This window comes from Streptomyces sp. NBC_01546 (genome assembly GCF_045208355.1).
Lineage (GTDB): Bacteria > Actinomycetota > Actinomycetes > Streptomycetales > Streptomycetaceae > Streptomyces.
In genome coordinates, this window is record NZ_CP109379.1 from 3991318 (window position 1) to 4007794 (window position 16477).

The 16477-nt window shown below is 70.8% G+C and carries 16 protein-coding genes and 3 tRNA genes; 10 read left to right on the forward strand and 9 right to left on the reverse strand.

The features are described 5' to 3' along the window. Positions 1 to 3: 3 nt before the first annotated feature. Both purM and purF read right to left on the reverse strand, forming a co-directional pair. A complete protein-coding gene (gene purM, locus OHA89_RS18185) occupies positions 4 to 1074 on the reverse strand; it encodes a phosphoribosylformylglycinamidine cyclo-ligase (protein WP_215146312.1) in 1071 nt (356 codons plus the stop codon). Positions 1075 to 1180: 106 nt separating this feature from the next. Continuing rightward, entirely contained in the window at positions 1181 to 2698 is a 1518-nt protein-coding gene (gene purF / locus OHA89_RS18190) for an amidophosphoribosyltransferase (protein ID WP_215146310.1), read from the reverse strand. A gap of 147 nt (positions 2699 to 2845) precedes the next feature. On the opposite strand from purF, the gene OHA89_RS18195 reads away from it, so the two are divergent. Further along, positions 2846 to 2941 (forward strand): putative leader peptide, encoded by a 96-nt coding sequence (locus OHA89_RS18195; protein WP_324617183.1) that lies wholly within the window; start codon positions 2846 to 2848, stop codon positions 2939 to 2941. A 90-nt stretch (positions 2942 to 3031) separates the two neighbouring features. After that, a complete protein-coding gene (locus OHA89_RS18200; RefSeq protein ID WP_406366638.1) occupies positions 3032 to 4447 on the forward strand; it encodes a sulfatase in 1416 nt (471 codons plus the stop codon). A gap of 22 nt (positions 4448 to 4469) precedes the next feature. Here the strand turns inward: OHA89_RS18200 and OHA89_RS18205 are convergent, their stop codons facing one another. The 6 genes from OHA89_RS18205 to purS all read right to left on the reverse strand — a co-directional run bounded on the left by OHA89_RS18205 (position 4470) and on the right by purS (position 10679). Then, positions 4470 to 5264, reverse strand: coding sequence for an META domain-containing protein (locus OHA89_RS18205; protein ID WP_266608716.1), 795 nt, complete (start codon positions 5262 to 5264; stop codon positions 4470 to 4472). 36 nt (positions 5265 to 5300) lie between these two features. Then, positions 5301 to 6092 carry a maleylpyruvate isomerase family mycothiol-dependent enzyme gene (locus OHA89_RS18210; protein ID WP_266608718.1) on the reverse strand — a complete coding sequence of 264 codons (792 nt, stop codon included), beginning with the start codon at positions 6090 to 6092 and terminating at the stop codon, positions 5301 to 5303. Between the two features lie 9 nt (positions 6093 to 6101). Continuing rightward, entirely contained in the window at positions 6102 to 7364 is a 1263-nt protein-coding gene (locus OHA89_RS18215; RefSeq protein ID WP_266608719.1) for a hypothetical protein, read from the reverse strand. 116 nt (positions 7365 to 7480) lie between these two features. Further along, positions 7481 to 9730 (reverse strand): phosphoribosylformylglycinamidine synthase subunit PurL, encoded by a 2250-nt coding sequence (purL, locus tag OHA89_RS18220; RefSeq protein WP_266608720.1) that lies wholly within the window; start codon positions 9728 to 9730, stop codon positions 7481 to 7483. Then, positions 9727 to 10431 carry a phosphoribosylformylglycinamidine synthase subunit PurQ gene (purQ, locus tag OHA89_RS18225; protein ID WP_257555237.1) on the reverse strand — a complete coding sequence of 235 codons (705 nt, stop codon included), beginning with the start codon at positions 10429 to 10431 and terminating at the stop codon, positions 9727 to 9729. Before purQ ends, purL begins: the two co-directional genes overlap by 4 nt. Before the next feature lie 2 nt (positions 10432 to 10433). Beyond that, positions 10434 to 10679, reverse strand: coding sequence for a phosphoribosylformylglycinamidine synthase subunit PurS (gene purS, locus OHA89_RS18230; protein ID WP_030009438.1), 246 nt, complete (start codon positions 10677 to 10679; stop codon positions 10434 to 10436). A gap of 326 nt (positions 10680 to 11005) precedes the next feature. On the opposite strand from purS, the gene OHA89_RS18235 reads away from it, so the two are divergent. The 8 genes from OHA89_RS18235 to OHA89_RS18270 all read left to right on the forward strand — a co-directional run bounded on the left by OHA89_RS18235 (position 11006) and on the right by OHA89_RS18270 (position 15472). Continuing rightward, the gene (locus OHA89_RS18235) at positions 11006 to 11323 is read left to right on the forward strand and encodes an Lsr2 family protein (RefSeq protein ID WP_215146290.1); all 318 of its coding nucleotides are present in this window, start codon (positions 11006 to 11008) and stop codon (positions 11321 to 11323) included. 88 nt (positions 11324 to 11411) lie between these two features. Next, positions 11412 to 11483: transfer RNA gene (locus OHA89_RS18240), tRNA-Gly, on the forward strand. Between the two features lie 79 nt (positions 11484 to 11562). Next, positions 11563 to 11638: transfer RNA gene (locus OHA89_RS18245), tRNA-Gly, on the forward strand. Between the two features lie 149 nt (positions 11639 to 11787). Then, positions 11788 to 12750, forward strand: a complete 963-nt coding sequence (locus OHA89_RS18250; protein ID WP_406366641.1) for an ABC transporter ATP-binding protein — start codon at positions 11788 to 11790, stop codon at positions 12748 to 12750. Then, a complete protein-coding gene (locus OHA89_RS18255; protein WP_266608724.1) occupies positions 12747 to 13511 on the forward strand; it encodes an ABC transporter permease in 765 nt (254 codons plus the stop codon). Before OHA89_RS18250 ends, OHA89_RS18255 begins: the two co-directional genes overlap by 4 nt. Before the next feature lie 20 nt (positions 13512 to 13531). Beyond that, positions 13532 to 14767, forward strand: a complete 1236-nt coding sequence (locus OHA89_RS18260; RefSeq protein ID WP_406366643.1) for a sensor histidine kinase — start codon at positions 13532 to 13534, stop codon at positions 14765 to 14767. Continuing rightward, positions 14764 to 15375 (forward strand): response regulator transcription factor, encoded by a 612-nt coding sequence (locus OHA89_RS18265; RefSeq protein WP_266608728.1) that lies wholly within the window; start codon positions 14764 to 14766, stop codon positions 15373 to 15375. The genes OHA89_RS18260 and OHA89_RS18265 overlap by 4 nt, the downstream gene beginning before the upstream one ends. A gap of 24 nt (positions 15376 to 15399) precedes the next feature. Then, positions 15400 to 15472 (forward strand) — tRNA-Gly (locus OHA89_RS18270). Positions 15473 to 15519: 47 nt separating this feature from the next. Here OHA89_RS18270 and OHA89_RS18275 read toward each other — a convergent pair. Then, a complete protein-coding gene (locus tag OHA89_RS18275; RefSeq protein ID WP_257555245.1) occupies positions 15520 to 16434 on the reverse strand; it encodes a phosphoribosylaminoimidazolesuccinocarboxamide synthase in 915 nt (304 codons plus the stop codon). Positions 16435 to 16477 lie beyond the last annotated feature (43 nt).

Here is a 16477-nt window from a genome sequence, read left to right on the forward strand (position 1 = left end):
TGCTCAGCTCGCGTAGGAACCGGTCAGGGTGGCGCCCTCGGCGTGGTCGCCGCGGTCCAGGATCTCGCCCGCGACCCAGGCGTCGACGCCCCGGTCGGCCAGCGCGGTCAGGGCCACGTCCACCGACTCGCCCGGGACGACCGCCATCATGCCGACGCCCATGTTCAGCGTCTTCTCCAGTTCCAGCTGCTCGACCTGACCGGCCTTGCCGACCAGGTCGAAGATCGCGCCGGGGGTCCAGGTCGAACGGTCGACCGTGGCGTGCAGGTGGTCCGGGATCACCCGCGCCAGGTTGGCCGCGAGGCCGCCGCCCGTGATGTGCGAGTAGGCGTGCACCTCGGCCGTACGGGTGAGGGCGAGGCAGTCGAGCGAGTAGATCTTCGTGGGCTCCAGCAGTTCCTCGCCCAGGGTGCGGCCGAGCTCGGCGACTTCCTGGTCCAGGGACATTCCGGCCCGGTCGAAGAGGACGTGCCGGACCAGCGAGTACCCGTTCGAGTGAAGGCCGGACGAAGCCATCGCGATGACGGCGTCACCCGTACGGATGCGATCCGCACCGAGCAGCCGGTCGTACTCGACGACACCGGTGCCGGCGCCCGCCACGTCGAAGTCGTCGGGGCCGAGCAGACCCGGGTGTTCGGCGGTCTCGCCGCCCACCAGGGCGCAGCCGGCGAGGACGCAGCCCTCGGCGATGCCCTTGACGATGGCCGCGACACGCTCGGGGTGGACCTTGCCGACGCAGATGTAGTCGGTCATGAAGAGCGGCTCGGCGCCGCAGACGACGATGTCGTCCATGACCATCGCGACGAGGTCGTGGCCGATGGTGTCGTACACGCCGAGCTGGCGGGCGATGTCGACCTTGGTGCCGACCCCGTCGGTGGCGGAGGCGAGCAGCGGGCGCTCGTAGCGCTTGAGGGCGGAGGCGTCGAAGAGGCCGGCGAAGCCGCCGAGGCCGCCGAGGACCTCGGGGCGCTGCGTCTTCTTCACCCACTCCTTCATCAGCTCGACGGCGCGGTCTCCCGCTTCGATGTCCACGCCTGCGGCTGCGTAGCTGGCACCGGTGGTCTTCTCTGTCATGACAGGAGAGAGCTTTCGTGTCGTTACTGCGGGTGGTGCTGGGCCCCCGGAGAAGCCTCAAAAGGGAGGGCCCAGCGCAGGTTGAGCCGGCGAAACCGAGGAGCGCCTACGGGCGGCGGAGCGCGTCGGCGGCGTCCGTGCCGCCGGCCAGCTCGGACTCCAGCAGCTGCTTGCCCAGGAGCTGCGGGTCGGGCAGCTCCATGGGGTACTCGCCGTCGAAGCAGGCACGGCAGAGGTTGGGCTTCTGGATGGTGGTCGCCTCGACCATCGCGTCGAGCGAGATGTACGAGAGCGAGTCCGCGCCCAGCGACGTGGCGATCTCGTCGACCGTCATGCCGTTGGCGATCAGCTCGGCCCGGGTGGCGAAGTCGATGCCGAAGAAGCACGGCCACTTCACCGGCGGCGAGGAGATCCGGATGTGGACCTCCGCCGCGCCGGCCTCGCGGAGCATCTTGACCAGGGCGCGCTGGGTGTTGCCGCGGACGATCGAGTCGTCGACGACCACCAGGCGCTTGCCCCGGATGACTTCCTTGAGGGGATTGAGCTTCAGGCGGATGCCGAGCTGGCGGATCGTCTGCGAGGGCTGGATGAAGGTCCGGCCGACGTAGGCGTTCTTGACCAGGCCGGAGCCGTACGGGATCCCGCTGGCCTCGGCGTATCCGACGGCGGCGGGCGTGCCCGACTCCGGCGTCGGTATCACCAGATCGGCGTCGACCGGGGCTTCCTTGGCCAGGCGCCGGCCCATCTCGACACGCGAGAGGTAGACGTTCCGGCCGGCGATGTCGGTGTCCGGGCGCGCCAGGTAGACGTACTCGAAGACACAGCCCTTGGGCTTCGCTTCCGCGAATCGGGAGGTCCGCAGGCCGTTCTCGTCGATCGCGATGAGCTCGCCCGGCTCGACCTCGCGGACGAAGCTGGCGCCGCAGATGTCGAGGGCGGCGGTCTCACTCGCGACCACCCAGCCGCGCTCCAGGCGGCCGAGGACCAGCGGGCGGATGCCCTGCGGGTCACGGGCGGTGTAGAGGGTCCCCTCGTCCATGAAGACGAGCGAGAAGGCGCCCTTCACCTTCGGGAGGACCTTGGTGGCCGACTCCTCGATGGTCAGGGGCTTGCCGTCCTCGTCGGTCTGGCCCGCCAGGAGGGCGGTGACCAGGTCCGTGTCGTTGGTGGCCGCCACCTGGGTGGCGCGGCCGTCCTGACGGGGGAGGTCGGCGACCATCTCGGCAAGCTCGGCGGTGTTCACCAAGTTGCCGTTGTGACCCAGGGCAATGGAGCCGTGGGCGGTCGCACGGAAGGTGGGCTGGGCGTTCTCCCAGACGGAGGCTCCGGTGGTCGAGTAGCGGGCGTGACCGACCGCGATATGACCCTGGAGCGAGCCGAGAGAGGTTTCGTCGAAGACTTGGGAAACGAGGCCCATGTCCTTGAAGACGAGGATCTGGGAACCGTTGCTCACAGCGATTCCCGCGGACTCTTGTCCGCGGTGCTGCAGTGCATACAGTCCGAAGTAGGTGAGCTTGGCGACCTCTTCACCCGGAGCCCAGACACCGAAGACGCCGCAAGCGTCCTGGGGGCCCTTTTCTCCGGGGAGCAGGTCGTGGTTGAGTCGTCCATCACCACGAGGCACAGCACAAGTGTAGGCGAGGTCGACCACTGGTCCGAATTCGGGAGCCCCGGGAAATGTCACAGCACAGAGGGTGACCGGGCCGCTGCGTCTCGGTATCCGGATTCCTTTGTTGACAGCCGTATGGGCATTCGTACAGGCTCTCGCCTCATGCAGCCTCTCGGTGACCGCACCGTCACCCTCGTCGAGCGCCGGCACGTGGACCTGGTCCGTGTCGCGAGCGCCATCTGTCGCTGTTCTGCGTAGTCACACGCCGCTTTTCCTTTCCCCTTTTCTCCTGCCTCCGCCCCGGCATGCCCTGCGCTGCCGGGCGCCAGGCCGTGCCTTGGAGTACCTGTGACCTCGTACGAACCCCATCTGTCCCGGCGTGCCTTCGGCGGGGCGGTCGGCGTGAGCGCCGCCGCGGCGGCCGTCGGAGTCGGCGCTGCCGCCCCCGCCCAGGCCGCCGAGGCCGCGCAGGAGCGGGAGTTCCGCGCCGCGCGCGGGCGGCAGTCCCGGCGTCCCAACATCCTGTTCATCCTGGGCGACGACCTGGGCTGGGCGGACCTGTCCTCATACGGCTCCACGCACATCAAGACCCCCAACCTGGACCGACTGGCCCGCCAGGGCGTCCGGTTCACCGACGCGTACTCGGGCTCCGCGACCTGCTCTCCGACCCGGTTCAGCCTGTACACGGGCCGCTACCCGGCCCGCACCAAGGGCGGGCTGGCCGAGCCGATCGCCGACAAGTCGGCGGGCCTGGAGCCCACCCACCCCACGCTGGCCTCGCTGCTGAAGGAGTCCGGCTACTCCACCGCGCTGATCGGCAAGTGGCACGCGGGCTACCTGCCGGACTACAGCCCGCCGAAGTCCGGCTGGGAGGAGTTCTTCGGCAACTTCGGCGGGGCGCTGGAGTACTACTCCAAGCTGGGCCTGGGCGGCGAGTACGACCTCTACGAGGGCGACGCCACCTACCGGGACCTGCGCTACTACACCCGGATCATCACCGAGCGGGCGAGCGAGTACGTCTCGCGCGACCACCACGGCAAGCCGTGGCTGCTGAACCTGAACTTCACCACCCCGCACTGGCCTTGGATCGCCGAGGGGGACACGGAGGAGAGCGCGGAGATCGTCCGCCGGATCAAGGCGGGCGACGCACGGGCGCTGTGGCACCAGGACGGCGGCTCGGTCGAGAAGTACCGGCAGATGGTGGAGGACCTGGACCGGTCGGTCGGCGAGGTGCTGAAGGCGCTGAAGCGCTCCGGGCAGGAGGACAACACCCTGGTCGTGTTCTCCAGCGACAACGGCGGCGAGCGCTTCTCGTACAACTGGCCGCTGTCGGGCAACAAGGCCTCGCTCCAGGAGGGCGGGATCCGGGTGCCGAACATCGTGCGCTGGCCCGCGCGGCTGGACGGCGGGCAGGTCAGCCGCGTCCCGGTGTTCAGCCCGGACTGGACGGCCACGCTGCTGGAGGTGGCCGGGACGCGGCCGCACCCGGCGTACCCGCTGGACGGGGTGAGCCTGGCCGGGTACCTGCTGCGCGGCGAGGAGGTCGCCGGGCGGGACCTGTTCTGGCGGGTCCGCGGGGAGCGGGCCCTGCGGCGCGGCGACTGGAAGTACTACCGCGGCAAGGCGGGCCGGGACCAGCTGTTCAACCTGGCCGGGGACGTCCGCGAGCAGGCCGACAAGGCCGCGCTGGAACCGGCCCGGCTGGCGGAGCTGCGGTCGGCCTGGGAGTCCGTGAACGCGGAACTGCTGCCCTACCCGGCCTGACGCACCCGGGTCCGGGCCGCGCTCATTCGGCCGCCGTGGCCCCCTTGGCGGTGAGGCCCTTGCCGTCGGGCGCGGTGAGGGTCAGGTTCTGACCCTGGATCTTCCAGGTGAGCGGGCCGCTGCCGAACAGCGCGGTCAGCGTCCGCTCCACCTCACCGGCCGGGCCCTCGCAGGCCATCCGGGTCGTGGTGAGCGGCCCGAAGGTGACCGTGGGACCGTCGACGGTGGCCTTGGCGCTGAACCGGTTGCAGCCGAGGCTGCCGCTCGCCGTGCCGTCGGTGGTGAGGGTGAACCTGGCCTTGCCGGCCGCCTCGGCGGGGACGGAGGACACGGTCGCACCGTCGACCAGCGAGTCGACGGTCCACTCCGTCGCGGCGAGCGGCGCGTCCGGGGCCGGGGGCTGGGAGGTCAAGGCCATCGTGCTCCCGTCGGCGGTCTTCAGCGTGAGCCGGTCGGGGCCCCGGTCGATGGTCAGCCGGCCCTTGAAGAGCTGGGCGAACGCGGTCTCGAACTCCTGGTTCTCGCAGGCCATGTTGGTCGTCGCGCCCGGGGTCACAGTCAGGGCGGAGGAGCCTTCGGGGACGACCTTCGCCGTGAAGCCGTTGCAGCCGTAGTTGCCGGTGGCCTCGTCCTGCTTGAGGTCGACGCGGGCGGCCGCGGGTGCGTGCAGGGTGCGGCCGCCGGTGGTGAGGGACTCCACGGACCAGGAGCCGACGGGGTCGGGGAGCGGGCTGCTCCCGGCGTCTTCGGACTGACCGCACGCGGCGAGCGCGAGGAGGAGGGCCAGGCCGGTCGGAAGGTGCCTGAGGGTACGCATGACGATGGGACGGAGCGGGCGGCCGGGCGGTTCCGCTCAGCTCATCAGGGGGAGCAGCGCCGACAGGTCGGCCCGCTCTCCGCTGGCCCTGACCTGCGCCTCGTCGAGGGCCGCGGCCCAGTGCGTACGGCCCGTCGCGAGCCGGATCCAGGTCAGCGGGTCGGTCTCCACCACGTTGGGCGGGGTACCGCGGGTGTGGCGGGGGCCCTCGATGCACTGGACCACCGCGAAGGGCGGGATCCGTACCTCGACCGAACCGCCCGGCGCCTTGAGGGCGAGGGCGTCGGCGAGCAGCCGGGTGCAGGCGGCCAGTGCCTGGCGCTCGATGGGGATGTCCGCTCCGGCGGCCCGGTTCAGGTCGTCGGTGTGGACCACCAGCTCCACGGTCCGGGTGACCATGAAGTCGGCCAGGGTCATGTCGCCGATCCACAGGTCCAGCACGCGTGCGCCGGTGTTGGCCTCCAGCGCCTCGGCCATGCGGGTGGCCGCCCGCTCGTACAGCTCGGGGAGCGGGGCCCCGGCGAGGGTCTCGCGGGCGGCCTCGGAGATCTTCCCGGCGAGGGAGGCGGTGGCGGAGGGCCACTCGACGGCGGTCAGCTCGACGACGGCGGCGGGCGGCCGGGCGAGGCCGGCGGCCAGCGAGTCCGCGATCCACGCGATGTGCGCGGCGAGTTCGCCGACGGTCCACTCCCCGAGCCCGCTGGGCCGCGCCAGCTGCTCGGGCGTCAACTCGCGCACGGCGTCGGCGACATGCCCGAACTGCGCGGTGACGGCCGCGCGGATCCTGACGGGGTCGAAGGCACGCGGCTTCTTCTTGGCGGGCGGCATGACCCGACCCTACTCGGGCCCGGGCAGCACGAGCCCGGTGCAGCCGCGGCGCTGGGCGGTGTCGGTGGCGTAGGCCTTGAACAACTCGTCCAAGCGCGGGCCGAGGACGGACCGGTAGTCGTACGGGACGGTCATCGTCAGGGTGGCCGGCCGCTCCTGGCAGGTCATCGAGCCGTAGAGCACGTCGCCGAGGCGGCCCGCCTTGCCGGGGATCACCGGGTCCGGGCTGTGCCTGCCGGGGGCGGCGACCGCTGCCGCGTCGTCGCCGAAGTACGACCGGGTCCGGACCCACCACGGTGCGACCCGCAGGACCGCGTCCAGGTTCACGTGGGCGCGCTCCTCCTCGCTCAGCGTGGGGAAGAGGCGCTTGGTCGCCTCGGGTCCCACCGCGAGCAGGCAGCCCTCCTCGCGGGCGGCTCCTCCGAGGGGCACGCCGGCGGCCCTGTCGGGCAGCCTGATCCGGTCCGCCGTACGCAGGTGGGCGGCGTACCAGCCGCAGCTGTCCGACCGGTCACCCACCGGGCCGAGATCGGCAACGGGTGCGGGCAGCTGCTCCGGGAGTTCGGGCAGCTGCGTCCGGCAGCCGAACTTCGCGGCGGCGCCCTCCGCGGCATGCCGGGCGAGACGGGCCAGGACCGGGCGGTCACCGGCCTCGTGCCGGGTGCTCGGGGAGGTGGCGGTCACGATCAGGGTGGTCGTACCGGCCTTGGCCGGCTGCTCGCACCGGGCCACGACGGTGACGTCGTCGGGACCGTAGTCGCCGAGCCGGCCGTCCCCGAGCGGCATCCGGTCGGGCAGCCTGGTCCGAGCGGTCATATCGCCCTGCGAGCCGGGGCGCATGGTGGCGAAGGGGTCCCTGGAATCGTCGGCGGTGTGCAGGGCTCGCGCCTGCGGCAGCCCCTTCAGGGCGAGGGCGAACTGGCTGAGCCGCACGTCCCGGCCCTTTCGGTCCTCCAGGCGGCTCAGCACACAGTCGTCGGGAATCGTGTCGAAGTCGATGGTCCTCGGCTCCTCGCCGCCGAGGACCACCCGGTCGGTGCCGCCGTCCAGGCTCATGACCGTCTCGGCGTCCACCAGCCCGGCGCACGCCTGGGTTATCAGCGCGCGGCTCGCCTTGCGGTCCTGGTGGGTCTCGTACGAGTCGTACAGCGCCCAGCCGCCGAAGACCACGCCGCCCATACCCGCGATGCACAGCAGCAAATTGACCGCATTGCGCCATCGGCCCCGATCCGGCAGCACCCCACCGCCGGAAGGCTCCAGTGGTTCGAACATCCCTGACCCCCCGCTCTTGCAACTGCGACGACGCGGCTGACCGTACCAACCACCGACGACAACGCAGAGGCCCCGCCCACAGGGTGGGCGGGGCCTCGTACAGCCGAGGGCGGTGATCAGGCCAGCAGGGCCGGGATCGTGGCCTCGTGGGCCTCGCGGAGTTCGGTCAGGGGGAGGGTGAACTCGCCCTGGATCTCGATCTCCTCGCCGTCCACCACGCCGATGCGGGCGACCGGGAGGCCCCGCGCGCCGCACATGTCGGTGAAGCGGAGCTCCTCGCTGCGCGGGACGGACACGATGGCCCGGCCCGCGGACTCGGAGAACAGGAAGGTGAAGGCGTCCAGGTCCTCCGGGACCACGATCCGCGCGCCGTTGCCGCCGCGCAGGCAGGACTCGGTGAGCGCCTGGATCACGCCGCCGTCGGACAGGTCGTGCGCGGCGTCGATCATGCCGTCGCGCGATGCGGAGATGAGGATCTCGCCGAGCAGCTTCTCGCGGCCCAGGTCCACCTTCGGCGGCATGCCGCCCAGGTGGTCGTGGACGACCTGGGACCAGGCCGAGCCGCCGAACTCCTCGGCCGTGTCGCCCAGCAGGTACAGCAGCTGGCCGGCCTCCTTGAAGGCCATCGGCGTACGGCGGTTGACGTCGTCGATCACACCGAGGACCGCCACGACCGGGGTCGGGTGGATCGCGATGTCGCCCGTCTGGTTGTAGAGGGAGACGTTGCCGCCGGTCACCGGGGTGCCCAGCTCCAGGCAGCCGTCCGCCAGACCGCGGCAGGCCTCGGCGAACTGCCACATGACGTCCGGGTCCTCGGGGGAACCGAAGTTCAGGCAGTCGGAGATGGCGAGCGGCTTGGCGCCGGTCGCCGCCACGTTGCGGTACGACTCCGCCAGCGCCAGCTGGGCGCCCGTGTACGGGTCGAGCTTGGCGAAGCGGCCGTTGCCGTCGGTGGCCATGGCCACGCCGAGGTTCGACTCGGCGTCGATGCGGACCATGCCCGCGTCCTCGGGCTGCGACAGGACGGTGTTGCCCTGCACGAAGCGGTCGTACTGGTCGGTGACCCAGGACTTCGACGCCTGGTTCGGGGAGGAGACCAGGGCCAGGACCTGCGCGCGGAGCTCTTCCGAGGTCTGCGGGCGGGGCAGCTTGCCCGCGTCGTCCGCCTGGAGCGCGTCCTGCCAGGAGGGGCGCGCGTACGGGCGGTGGTAGACGGGACCCTCGTGGGCGACGGTGCCCGGGGGCACGTCCACGATCTGCTCGCCGTGCCAGAAGATCTCGAGGCGCTCGCCGTCGGTCACCTCACCGATGACGGTGGCGATGACGTCCCACTTCTCGCAGATCTCCATGAAGCGGTCGACGTACTGCGGCTCCACGATCGCGCACATGCGCTCCTGCGACTCGCTCATGAGGATTTCCTCGGGCGAGAGCGTCGCGTCGCGCAGCGGGACGGTGTCCAGCTCGACCCGCATGCCGCCGGAACCGGCGGAGGCCAGCTCGCTGGTGGCGCAGGAGAGCCCGGCACCGCCGAGGTCCTGGATGCCGGCGACCAGCTTCTCCTTGAAGATCTCCAGGGTGCACTCGATGAGGAGCTTCTCCTGGAAGGGGTCGCCGACCTGCACCGCGGGGCGCTTGGTGGGCTTGGTGTCGTCGAAGGTCTCGGACGCGAGGACCGAGACGCCGCCGATGCCGTCGCCGCCCGTGCGGGCGCCGTAGAGGATGACCTTGTTGCCGGGGCCGGAGGCCTTGGCGAGGTGGATGTCCTCGTGCTTCATCACGCCGATGCAGCCGGCGTTGACGAGCGGGTTGCCCTGGTAGCAGGCGTCGAAGACGACCTCGCCGCCGATGTTGGGCAGGCCCAGGCAGTTGCCGTAGCCGCCGATGCCCGCGACGACGCCCGGCAGGACGCGCTTGGTGTCGGGGTGGTCGGCCGCGCCGAAGCGCAGCGGGTCGACGACGGCGATCGGGCGGGCGCCCATGGCGAGGATGTCGCGGACGATGCCGCCGATGCCGGTGGCCGCGCCCTGGTAGGGCTCGATGTACGAGGGGTGGTTGTGCGACTCGACCTTGAAGGTGACCGCGTAGCCCTGGCCGACGTCGACGACACCGGCGTTCTCGCCGATGCCGACGAGCATGGCGTCGTTCTGCGGGACCTTCTCGCCGAACTGCTTCAGGTGGACCTTGCTGCTCTTGTACGAGCAGTGCTCGGACCACATGACCGAGTACATGGCGAGCTCGGCGCCCGTGGGGCGGCGGCCGAGGATCTCCCGGATGCGGGCGTACTCGTCCTCCTTGAGGCCGAGCTCCTTCCAGGGCTGCGCCGCGTCCGGGGTCTCGGTGGCGTTCTTGACCGTGTCGAGGCTCATGCGTTGACCAGCTTCTTCAGGACCGAGGTGAAGAACGGGAGGCCGTCGGTGCGGCCCGTCCCGATCAGCGGCTCGACCGCGTGCTCCGGGTGCGGCATGAGGCCGACGACGTTGCCCGCGGCGTTGGTGATGCCGGCGATGTCGCGCAGCGAGCCGTTCGGGTTACCGAATCCATCAGCGGCTTCGCCGCGGACCAGGTACCGGAAGGCCACGCGGCCTTCGGCCTCCAGCTCGTCGAGCGTGCGCTCGTCGGCGGTGTAGCGGCCGTCCATGTTCTTGAGCGGTACGGAGATCTCCTGGCCGGCGGTGTAGTCGCCGGTCCACGCGGTCTCCGCGTTCTCCACCCGCAGCTTCTGGTCGCGGCAGATGAAGTGCAGGTGGTTGTTGCGGAGCATCGCCCCCGGCAGCAGGTGGGCCTCGGTGAGGACCTGGAAGCCGTTGCAGATGCCGAGGACGGGCATGCCGCCCTTGGCCTGCTCGATGATGGTGTCCATCACCGGCGAGAACCGGGAGATGGCTCCGGCGCGCAGGTAGTCCCCGTAGGAGAAGCCGCCCGCGAGGACGACCGCGTCGACCTGGTGCAGGTCCTTGTCGCGGTGCCAGAGCGAAACCGGCTCGGCCCCCGCGAGGCGGATGGCGCGCAGCGAGTCACGGTCGTCGAGCGTTCCGGGGAACGTGACGACTCCGATGCGAGTGGTCACCCTCAGGCCTCGACCTTCACGGTGAAGTCTTCGATGACGGTGTTGGCGAGGAAGGTTTCGGCCATCTTGTGGATGCGGTCGAGGGCGGCCTGGTCGACCGGTCCCTCCACCTCGAGCTCGAAACGCTTCCCCTGGCGGACGTCCGCGATTCCCTCGAAGCCCAGGCGCGGCAGTGCACGCTGCACCGCCTGGCCCTGGGGGTCGAGGATCTCCGGCTTGAGCATGACGTCGACTACGACGCGTGCCATCGGGCACTCCCGTGTGTGGTTGGTGCGAAGGCGGTTCCCTCAGCGTACCCGGCCGAAATTTCTACGCGGGTAGATATGCGGGAGCCGTGATCACCGAGCCGTTTCGGCTTCACCAACGCTTCGCAAAATCCGACGGAAAACCACGCGTCCGGCATTGCGGCGGGACACGCGGAGAGAATTAACTGGGCTTCGCAATGCAATGGGAATCGGGGTACAAAGGAATCACCTGAGATTCCGCCTCAAAGTTGCATTGCCCCGAAACATCCACACAGTCGACATCGCCCCACGTCAACAGGTGGCGACGTCGCACGAAGGGACCGATATCCGTGGCGCAGCGCGTAGTAGTCACGCTCTCCGACGACATCGATGGCGGAGAAGCGACGGAAACGGTCGTGTTCGCTCTGGATGGTAAGTCGTACGAGATCGACCTCAATGTGACCAACGCAAAGAAACTGCGGAAGGGCCTCGAGCCCTTCGTGGCCGCCGGCCGCCGGCAGTCGCGTTCGGGGAAGGCCTTCAAGCACACGTCCATCGCACCGGACCCGGCGGTCGTCCGGGCCTGGGCCCGGTCCAACCAGTTCGAGGTGCCGCCCCGCGGCCGCATCCCCAAGAAGATCTACGAGGCCTACAACGCGGCCCACTGAGGGCCGATTTGCCATCCACCCCCCTCCGTCGGCTAGTGTGTGGATCACGCCAAGGGGCCAGACCGCAGGTCAAAGCCCCGAAGGTCGTGCGGGTGTAGTTCAGTAGCAGAACATCCTCCTTCCAGGAGGAAGGCGCAGTGTGCGATCCCTGTCACCCGCTCTGCATCGGTTTACCGACCACCACCGTGGATCAGGTAGAGTGATGCTCGCATTGCTCACGCAGTGCACGCAGTAAACCTGCGGACGTAGCTCAGTTGGTAGAGCACCACCTTGCCAAGGTGGATGTCGCGCGTTCGAGTCGCGTCGTCCGCTCCATATGAAGAAGGCCCCGGTCATTACAACCGGGGCCTTCTTCGTGTTTCCCTTCCACTGCCCCCGCTGGTCCCCTATGCCCTGACAAATGTCATCGCGGATCATGACAGCGCGCACTGCCCCGGCCGTCCGGGCGGCGCGAGGCTGGGTTCATGACTGACACCGTGATCGACGTCGAGGGGCTCCGCCGCGGCTACGCCGGCGGCTTCGAAGCCGTACGGGGCGTCTCCTTCTCCGTGGCCCGCGGCGAGATGTTCGCCCTGCTCGGCACCAACGGGGCGGGCAAGACCTCCACCGTCGAGCTGCTGGAGGGACTGGCCGCGCCGAGCGGCGGACACGTCCGCGTCTTCGGCCTCGACCCGTACGCACGGCGGGCCGAGGTCCGCCCGCGGACCGGGGTCATGCTCCAGGAGGGCGGTTTCCCCTCGGACCTCTCGGTCGCCGAGACCGTCCGGATGTGGGGCGGGGTCACCACCGGCGCCCGGCCGGCGGCGGAGGTGCTGGAGCTGGTGGGCCTGGGCGCGCGTGCCTCCGTACGGGTCAAGCAGCTGTCCGGCGGTGAGCGGCGGCGCCTCGACCTGGCGCTGGCCCTGCTGGGGCGGCCCGAGGTGCTGTTCCTGGACGAGCCGACCACCGGCATGGATCCCGAAGGACGCCGGGACACCTGGGCGTTGGTACGGGAACTGCGGGACCAGGGGACCACGGTGGTGCTCACCACGCACTACCTGGAGGAGGCCGAGGAGCTCGCCGACCGGCTGGCGATCCTGCACGAGGGGGAAATCGTGCTGTCCGGCACCCCGGCCGAGGTGACCGCCACCCGGCCCGCCCGGATCCGCTTCACGCTGCCGGCCCAGGTGCCCGCGGCCCGGCTCCCGCTGTCGCTGCACGCGGCGGCGTACGGGCAGCGCGTGGAGATCCGTACCGGCCGGCTCCAGGAGTCCCTGACCGAACTGCTGCGCTGGGCCCACGACTCCGGGGTGGAACTGGACCGGCTCGACGCCCGGTCCGGCTCCCTGGAGGAGGCCTTCCTGGAGATCGCGCAGGGCCGCCGCACCGACGACGGCATGGCCGACCCGGCCGGCACGGACCACGCACTGGCAGGAGCAGCCCGATGAACGCCCTGACCCTGAACCCCGGCCGGCTCACCGCGCTGGGCCGCAGCGAGCTCACCCTGCTCGTGCGCAACCGGGCGGCCCTGAGCGTGGCCCTGCTGATGCCGCTGCTGATGGTCTTCGTCCTGCGCTCCACCCTGGGCGGGGCTCAGGGCGCGGCAGCCGTCGGCGAAGCCACGCTGACCGGCGGGATCGGCATGGTGCTGCTCCTCGTCGTGTACATGAACCTGGTCTCCGCGTACGTGGCCCGGCGCGAGGAGCTCGTGCTCAAGCGGCTGCGTACCGGCGAGGCCAACGACCTGGAGATCCTGGCCGGGACCGCGCTGCCGTCCGCCGCCCTCGCGATCGGCCAGATCGCCGTCCTCGCGGTCGCCGGGGCGGCCGCCCTGGACGTGCGGACGCCGCGGAATCCGTTGCTGCTCGTCGCCGGTGTCCTCGCGGGGATCGTGCTGCTGGCCGGGATGTCCGCGCTGACCAGCACCGTCACCCGCAACGTGGAGAGCGCCGGCCTCACCACGCTGCCGCTGTTCCTGCTGAGCGCGCTCGGCTCGGGGATGTTCGTACCGCTGGACCGGCTGCCGCAGTTGCTGGCCTCCGTGTGCGAACTGCTGCCGCTCAGCGGGGTGATGGCCCTGGTGCGGGCCGGGTGGAGCGGTGGCGCCCAGGCCCATGACCTGCTGGGGGCCGCGCTCAACACGCTGGCCTGGGTCATGATCACCGTGTTTGCTGTGCAGAAGTGGTTCCGCTGGGAACCGCGCCGCTAGAGGAGTCGGGGGACGGGACCGTGTCAAAACTGACGGGGTGGTGGAAGAACCGCAGCAGTGCGGAGAAGATCGAGCTGTACTGCCGCTGGTCGTGCCATCTCTTCATCCTCCTCGAGATCTTCTCGTTCGGACTGCTCCCGGTGGCCGCCGAAGGCGCCAAACGGCCCGTGCCGGCACTGGCCCTCTTCCTGCTGGTGGTCGCCCACGCGGTGCTGTGCGGAGTGGCGTACTCGCGGGCGATGGACTGGGCGGTCGGGCGGCGCGAGCGCCCGGTCCGGCTCTCGGTCACGCTCGCCGCGACGACGGCGGCCTTCGTGGTGACGGTGCTCGCCCTGCGCGCGTACGGGGTGCTCTCCGAGCCTGCGGTGGCCCCGCAACTGATCGTGGGGGTGGCCGGCTTCGGGAGCGGGGCCCTGGTGATGTGCCTGCCCTCGGTGCGGCAGATGCGGTACGTCGGTCCGGCCTTCGCGGGCGGCACGGGGCTGGTGGTGCTCGCGCTCGGACTATCGGTCGGCGAGGCTGTCGGGTACGTGATCGGCGTGCTGATCTCCGCCCTCTTCTTCTCACTGGCCTGCGGTTTCACGACCTGGCTGCTCAAGGTCGTCTGGGAACTGGACCGCTCCCGCGAGGCCCAGTCGAGGCTGGCGGTGGCCGAGGAGCGGCTGCGTTTCGGGCGGGACCTGCACGACGTGATGGGCCGCAATCTGGCGGTGATCGCGCTCAAGAGCGAGCTGGCGGTCCAGCTGGCGCGGCGCGAACGCCCGGAGGCGGTGGACCAGATGATCGAGGTGCAGCGGATCGCCCGGGAGTCCCAGCGAGAGGTACGGGACGTCGTGCGCGGCTACCGGGAGGCGGACCTCGCGGTGGAGCTGGAGGGTGCGCGCGGGGTGCTGAGCGCGGCCGGAATGGACTGCCAGGTCGACTTCGAGGCCGGGCGGGCGCTGCCTTCAGAGGTGCAGTCGGCGCTCGGCTGGGTGGTGCGCGAGGCGACCACGAACGTCCTGCGGCACGGGGACGCGCAGAGCTGCCTGATACGGCTGACGGCGCCCGAGGCCGGTGCCGTGACGCTGGTGGTGGAGAACGACGGGGCGCCCGAGGCTCCCGCCGGGCCGCCGGGGTCGGGACTCGCCGGGCTGCGGGAGCGGCTCGCGGTCCTGGACGGAACCCTGCGGGCGGGGCTGGTGGCCGGCGGCCGCTTCCGGCTGTGCGCCGAGATCCCGAGCGCACACGTGCAAGGACTGGAGGTGCGGGCGTGAGCCCCGTACGCGTACTGCTCGCCGACGACGAGCATCTGATCCGCGGGGCGCTGGCCGCCCTGCTGGCGCTGGAGGACGACCTGCTGGTCGTCGCCGAGGCGGCATCGGGGCCCGAGGCCCTGGCGATGGCGCGGGCGCACCGGCCGGACGTGGCGGTGCTGGACCTCCAGATGCCGGGGGCCGACGGTGTGAGTGTGGCCACATCGCTGCGGGCCGAACTGCCCGACTGCAAGGCCATGATCGTCACCAGTCACGGCCGTCCCGGGCACCTGAAGCGGGCCCTGGCGGCGGGGGTGCGGGCCTTCGCGCCGAAGACCGTCTCGGCGCAGCGGCTGGCCGAGCTGATCCGGACCGTGCACGCCGGAGGGCGTTATGTGGATCCGGAGTTGGCGGCCGACGCGATCAGCGCGGGGGACTCGCCGCTGACCGCCCGGGAGGCGGAGGTGCTGGAACTCGCGGCGGACGGGGCGCCCGTCGCGGAGATCGCGGAGCGGGCCCGGCTGTCGCAGGGGACCGTACGGAACTATCTGTCCTCGGCGGCGACGAAGCTGGGCGCCGAGAACCGTCACACGGCAGTGCGTCTCGCACGCGAGCGAGGTTGGGTATAGTGGTTCTCGCGTTACGGCGCACCTGCGGACATAGCTCAGTTGGTAGAGCACCACCTTGCCAAGGTGGATGTCGCGCGTTCGAGTCGCGTTGTCCGCTCAGAACGAAGAAGCCCCCGGTCCTGCGACCGGGGGCTTCTTCGTGTCTCAGGCCTCGCTCTGCCAGGTCAGGCCGGTGAGCCGCTCGTAGGCCTCGACGTACTTGGCGCGGGTCTGCTCGACGATCTCCTGCGGGAGGGCCGGCGGCGGGAGCTCCCCCTTCGGGTCCCAGCCGGAGTCCGGGGAGGACAGCCAGTTGCGGACGAACTGCTTGTCGAAGGAGGGCTGGGTGCGGCCCGGCTCCCACTGGTCGGCCGGCCAGAAGCGGGAGGAGTCCGGGGTCAGCACCTCGTCGGCGGCGACCAGCGTGCCGTCCTTCGGGTCGAAGCCGAACTCGAACTTGGTGTCGGCCAGGATGATCCCGCGCTCGCGGGCGATGTCCCGGGCGCGGCCGTACACGGCCAGGGTCGTCTGGCGCAGCAGGGCCGCCGTTTCGGCGCCCGCGGTACGCGCGACCTCCTCGTACGAGACGTTCTCGTCGTGCTCGCCGACCGCGGCCTTCGCCGCCGGGGTGAAGATCGGGGCGGGCAGCTCGGAGCCGTCCACGAGCCCTTCGGGAAGGGCCAGCCCGCAGACCGTACGGGTCTGCTTGTACTCGGCGAGGCCGGAACCGGTGAGGTAGCCGCGGGCCACGCACTCGACGGGGACCATGTCGAGGTTGCGGCAGACCAGCGTGCGGCCGGCCCAGTCGGCGGGGGCGCCGGCGGGCAGGTCGGTGGAGATGACGTGGTTCGGGACGAGGTCCGCGAGCTGGTCGAACCACCACAGGGAGAGCTGCGTCAGGACGCGGCCCTTGTCCGGGATCTCGGTGGGCAGCACCCAGTCGAAGGCGGACATGCGGTCGCTGGCGACCATGACGAGGCGGTCTTCCTCGTCGCGGTAGAGGTCGCGCACCTTGCCGGTGTGGAGGTGGACGAGGCCGGGAACCTCAACCGGCTCGGGCTTTTCGACGAATCCGGACACGGGGTCTCCCTGTGGGTCTGTACAAGCGCAAACCCATTCTCCC